The 5,608-nt window shown below is 61.2% G+C and carries 4 protein-coding genes; 3 read left to right on the top strand and 1 reads right to left on the bottom strand.

Translation table 11 applies throughout. The features are described 5' to 3' along the window. The first annotated feature begins 189 nt into the window (after window positions 1–189). On the top strand, window positions 190–1,974 hold the full coding sequence (locus HX846_RS09445) for an acyl-CoA dehydrogenase C-terminal domain-containing protein (protein ID WP_087694737.1): 1,785 nt from the start codon (window positions 190–192) through the stop codon (window positions 1,972–1,974). A gap of 122 nt (window positions 1,975–2,096) precedes the next feature. Continuing rightward, on the top strand, window positions 2,097–3,875 hold the full coding sequence (locus tag HX846_RS09440) for an acyl-CoA dehydrogenase C-terminal domain-containing protein (protein WP_178965310.1): 1,779 nt from the start codon (window positions 2,097–2,099) through the stop codon (window positions 3,873–3,875). Window positions 3,876–4,101: 226 nt separating this feature from the next. Here the strand turns inward: HX846_RS09440 and HX846_RS09435 are convergent, their stop codons facing one another. After that, window positions 4,102–4,992 (bottom strand): LysR family transcriptional regulator, encoded by an 891-nt coding sequence (locus tag HX846_RS09435; RefSeq protein WP_003211052.1) that lies wholly within the window; start codon window positions 4,990–4,992, stop codon window positions 4,102–4,104. A gap of 209 nt (window positions 4,993–5,201) precedes the next feature. On the opposite strand from HX846_RS09435, the gene HX846_RS09430 reads away from it, so the two are divergent. Then, window positions 5,202–5,608 (top strand): aminotransferase class III-fold pyridoxal phosphate-dependent enzyme (locus HX846_RS09430; protein ID WP_178965309.1); only part of this gene is annotated, 407 nt, incomplete at its 3' end.

Raw genomic sequence — 5,608 nt, 5'->3', positions numbered from 1 at the left:
CAGGCGCTGTACAACGCCAAGGGCGCGGGGCGTAACTGCGTGGTCGCTGCGGGGCAGACCCGCCGCGGCGCGGTCCGCATGGACAGCGCTGCCGGTTGAGTGATGGTGGTGTATTCAGCGGCCCTACAGTGATTGTCCGGTGGGCCGTGGGGCAGTAGGTTGAAGGCATCTGCTGCCGGAGACATTGCCATGCCTGACTATAAAGCTCCCCTGCGCGACATGCGCTTTCTGATTGATCACGTCTTTGACTTCCACGGCCACTACGCCGCGCTGGGTGCAAGCGATGCCAGCCCGGACATGGTCGGCGCGATCCTCGAGGAAGGTGCGAAGTTCTGCGAAAACGTCCTGGCGCCGTTGAACCGCTCCGGCGATGAAGAAGGCTGCCATTTCGACAACGGTGTGGTGACCACGCCCAAGGGCTTCAAGGAAGCCTTCGCGCAGTACGTGGAAGGCGGCTGGCACGGTTTGGCGGCTGACCCGGCCTACGGCGGGCAGGGCTTGCCAATGTCCCTGGGCCTGGTGCTCGCGGAGATGATCTCCTCCAGCAATACGTCCTGGGGCATGTACCCTGGTCTGACCCACGGTGCGATGTCGGCGATCCGTGCCCACGGCACTGAAGAGCAGAAAAACACCTACCTGAGCAAACTCACCGCGGGCCAGTGGACCGGCACCATGTGCCTGACTGAAGCCCATTGCGGCACCGACCTTGGCCTGATCAAGACCCGCGCCGTACCGCAGGCCGACGGCAGTTATGCAGTCACCGGCAGCAAGATTTTCATCTCGGCCGGCGAGCATGACATGAGTGACAACATCATCCACCTGGTGCTGGCCAAGCTGCCGGATGCGCCGGCCGGCACCAAGGGAATCTCGCTGTTTATCGTGCCCAAGTTCCATGCCGACTCGGGCGAGCGCAACACGATGAGTTGCGGCTCCATCGAGCACAAGATGGGCATCAAGGCGTCGGCCACCTGTGTGCTGAACTTCGATGGCGCCCGGGGTTTCCTGATCGGTGAGGCGAACAAGGGCCTCAACTGCATGTTCACCATGATGAACCATGCGCGCCTGGGCACCGGCATGCAGGGCCTTTGCCTGGGGGAAGCGAGCTTCCAGGGTGCGATCAAGTACGCCAACGACCGCTTGCAGATGCGCTCGCTGACCGGCGCCAAGGCACCCGAAAAAGCCGCTGATCCGATCATCGTCCACCCGGATGTGCGGCGCATGTTGCTGACCATGAAAGCCTTCAATGAAGGCAACCGCGCATTGACCTACTTCTCGGCACAGTTGCTCGATACCGCACACCTGAGTGGCGACGAGGGGCAACGCCAGGAAGCCGAAGACCTGTTGGCCTTCCTTACGCCGATCTGCAAGGCGTTCATGACCGAAACCGGGCTGGAGGTGACCAACCACGGCATGCAGGTGTTCGGTGGCCATGGCTTCATTCGTGAATGGGGCATGGAGCAACTGGTTCGCGATTGCCGGATTGCGCCGATCTATGAAGGGACCAACGGCATCCAGGCCCTGGATTTGCTCGGGCGCAAGGTACTCGGCAGCCAGGGCAAGCTGCTGCGCGGCTTTACCAAAATCGTCCACAAGTTTTGCGCGGCCAACGCCGAACATCCGCAACTCAAGGCCCATGTGGCTCAGCTCAACCAGTTGAATCAGCAGTGGGGTGAGCTGACGGTCAAGGTAGGCATGGCAGCCATGAAAAACCCGGATGAAGTCGGCGCCGCAGCCCTGGATTACCTGATGTACAGCGGCTACATCATCCTTGCCTACTTGTGGCTGCGCATGGCGCTGGTGGCGCAGGAGCAGTTGGACAGCGGTAGCGGTGATGCCGATTACGCCCGAGGCAAGCTGGCGACCTGCGAGTTCTACTTCAAGCGCCTGCTACCGCGCACGGCCGCGCACCGGGCGGCGGTGGAGGCGGGCAGTGAGTGCCTGATGAGTCTGCCGGCGGAGCTGTTTGCGCTTTAGTGACCGTAAAATACTTGTTGGTCACAAGCAGACCCTATGTGTCACAAAAGTTGTTCGGTTACACTCGGGGTCTGTAAAACCGACCCCACCCGAATAACGTTAAAGTTCTCACGAGGTTTGCCATGGCTGACTACAAAGCGCCGCTGCGCGATATGCGCTTCGTCCTCAACGAAGTTTTCGAGGTCGCCAAACTCTGGGCCCAACTGCCCGCGCTGGCAGAAACCGTCGACGCCGAGACCGTTGAGGCAATCCTCGAAGAAGCCGGCAAAGTCACCTCCAAGACCGTCGCCCCGCTCAGCCGCGGCGGCGACGAAGAAGGCTGCCGCTGGGAGAATGGCGCGGTCTTCACCCCGGCTGGCTTCAAGGACGCCTACAAAACCTACGCTGAAGGCGGTTGGGTAGGTGTTGGCGGCGACCCGGCGTACGGCGGCATGGGCATGCCCAAGGCAGTGTCGGCCCAGGTAGAAGAGATGATCAACTCCTCGGGCCTGGCCTTCGGCCTCTACCCGATGCTGACCTCCGGCGCCTGCGTGTCGATCAACACCCACGCCAGTGAAGAGCTCAAGGCCACTTATCTGCCGAATATGTACTCCGGCGTGTGGGCCGGTTCCATGTGCCTGACCGAACCTCATGCCGGCACTGACCTTGGGATAATTCGGACCAAGGCCGAGCCTCAGGCAGACGGTTCCTACAAGGTCAGCGGCACCAAGATCTTCATCACCGGTGGCGAGCACGACCTCACCGAGAACATCATCCACCTGGTGCTGGCCAAGCTGCCGGACGCACCGGCGGGTCCCAAGGGTATTTCGCTGTTCCTGGTGCCCAAGTTCATGGTCAATGCCGACGGCAGCCTGGGGGCGCGCAATCCGGTGACCTGCGGCTCCATCGAACACAAGATGGGCATCCAGGCGTCTGCGACCTGCGTGATGAACTTCGACGAAGCCGTGGGCTACCTCGTGGGCGAGCCTAACCGTGGCCTGGCCGCGATGTTCACCATGATGAACTACGAGCGCCTGGGTGTGGGCATCCAGGGCCTGGCCTCCGGTGAGCGCTCTTATCAGAACGCTATCGAATATGCGCGCGACCGCCTGCAAAGCCGTTCGCCAACCGGTCCGAAAGCCAAGGACAAGGTCGCTGACCCAATCATCGTCCACCCGGACGTGCGGCGCATGCTGCTGACCATGAAAGCCTCGAACGAAGGTGGCCGTGCGTTCTCCACCTATGTGGCGATGCAGCTCGACACCGCCAAGTTCAGCGAAGACGCCACCGTCCGCAAACGCGCGGACGATCTGGTTGCTCTGCTGACCCCGGTTGCCAAGGCGTTCCTGACCGACCTGGGCCTGGAAACCACCGTGCACGGCCAGCAGGTTTTCGGCGGCCACGGCTACATTCGCGAATGGGGCCAGGAGCAACTGGTGCGTGATGTGCGCATCACCCAGATCTACGAAGGCACCAACGGCATTCAGGCCCTGGACCTGGTGGGACGCAAGATCGTCGGCAGCGGCGGGGCGTTCTACAAGCTGTTCGCTGATGAGATCCGCCATTTCACCGCCACTGCCGGCGCCGAACTGGCCGAATTCACCAAACCGCTGAACGCGGCCGTGGATGACCTGGACGAACTGACCGCCTGGCTGCTGGACCGCGCCAAATCCAACCCGAATGAAATCGGCGCGGCATCCGTGGAATACCTGCACGCGTTCGGCTACATGGCTTATGCCTACATGTGGGCCCTGATGGCCAAGGCGGCTCTGGGTAAAGAGGCTCAGGAAGACTTCTACGCGAGCAAGCTGGGCACCGCGCGTTTCTACTTTGCGCGCTTGCTGCCGCGGATCGCGTCCCTCAGCGCCTCGGTAAAAGCCGGTAGCGAATCGCTGTTCTTGCTGGATGAAGCACTGTTCTAAGGACTTGGAGGGCGTGTAAGCATTCTCTTACATGACGTGCTGCTATTCGTCCTCTATCGCCAAATTGGATCCACGGATAATCTACTTCACATGGACGTCGCGCAGGAAGCGCAAAGCAACAACACGGACACGTAGGATTCTGCCAGGAAGGCGGAGTGAAATGGATGTCAGGGAAACAGTCTGCAAAGCCCCGCTTCGGCGGGGTTTTCTTTTGCCTGCGAAAAAGTCAGGCGGGCGCGTTCATCACGTCTTCCAGCAGCGTGCGCAACAATTCCAGCGTCGCCTGCTGGCGCTGCACATCCCGGCACACCAACCCCACTTTCAACGGCACCCGTGGTTCGCTCAAGGGTTTCCACAGCAACGCCTTGCTGTTGTGTTCATCCTGGGAGCGTCCGGGAAGCACCGTCGCCAGCTTGGTGTGGGGCAGGCTGTCGAGAATCCCCGCCATCGTATTCAACTCGGCCTGCACTTGCGGGCGTCGGCCCAGGTTGGCCAATTGACCTTGCCATATCTGGCGCACCTGAAACTCTTCCCCAAGCAGCAACATGGGTAACTCGGCGGCTTGCTTCAGGGAGACTTTCTTGAATTCCCGCAGCGGGTGATCAGCCGGGATGACCACCTTCAGTTCATCTTCATACAGCAGCACGCCGTGCAGCCCCGGCTGGCGTGGCGGCAGGTAGCTGATGCCGATATCCAGCGAGCCGTTGAGCAGCCGGCGTTCGATTTCCATCCCGGTCAGCTCGTAGATCTGTACGACCAGATGCGGCTGGGCCTTGCGCACCCGTTCGAGCATCTGCGGCACCAGGCTGGTGTGCACGGTTTGCAGCACGCCGATCGCCAAGGTGCGCAGTGCCTGGCCCTTGAAGTTGCGCAGTGCTTCCACCGCGTGCTGCATACCGTCGAGCAAGGGCAGGGCGTGGTTATACAAAGTGTGGGCGGCGAGGGTCGGCAGCAGGCGCTTGCTGCTGCGTTCGAACAGGCTCACATCAAGGTTTTGCTCGAGCTGGCGAATCTGCTGCGACAAAGCTGGCTGGGAGATCGACAGGCGCTCCGCTGCCCGCCCCACATGGCCTTCTTCGTACACCGCGACGAAATAACGCAGTTGCTTGAAATCCATAAGTAATGCTTATCGAAAATGCTGGAAAATCGAAATGGCCGAGTGCCCCCAAGGCGCCTAGTCTAGCGCCTATTCACAGGGCTTACAGGGCCGGAAAGCAAGATGAGTAGTGTTTATGTTGACGGTGTTTGCATAGGCAAGGCAAAAAACCTCCGCCATGGGTTTATCGGTAATACCGACCAAGGTGCGATTGCCAAAGAGGTTCATCCATGAACCTGTTCAACCTGCGTCGCCCCGCCCCCAGCCTGGATGATCTGATCCTCGAGGCGAAGACCCCGGCTCTGCGAGACGATCTTTCCAGCGATTGCCTGATGCCCAGCGTGGCCCGCCCGCCCCAGGTGTTTGTACGCGGCCAGGGCTCCTGGCTGTGGGACAGCGAAGACCGCGCCTATCTCGACTTCAGCCAGGGTGGCGGCGCCAACAGCCTGGGCCATAGCCCACAGGCAGTGACCAAGGCGCTGGCCGATCAGGCCCAATCGCTGATCAATCCCGGTAACAGCCTGCACAACCGCGTTCAACTGAACCTCGCCGACCGCCTGTGCCATCGCACCGGCAGCGACCAGGCCTACCTGCTCAACAGCGGCGCCGAAGCCTGCGAAGCGGCCATCAAGCTGGC

Source organism: Pseudomonas sp. K5002, from assembly GCF_013386655.1.
Taxonomy (GTDB): Bacteria; Pseudomonadota; Gammaproteobacteria; order Pseudomonadales; family Pseudomonadaceae; genus Aquipseudomonas.
Note: the sequence above shows the minus strand (reverse complement) of the source record. Positions and strands in the feature narration are given on the sequence as shown.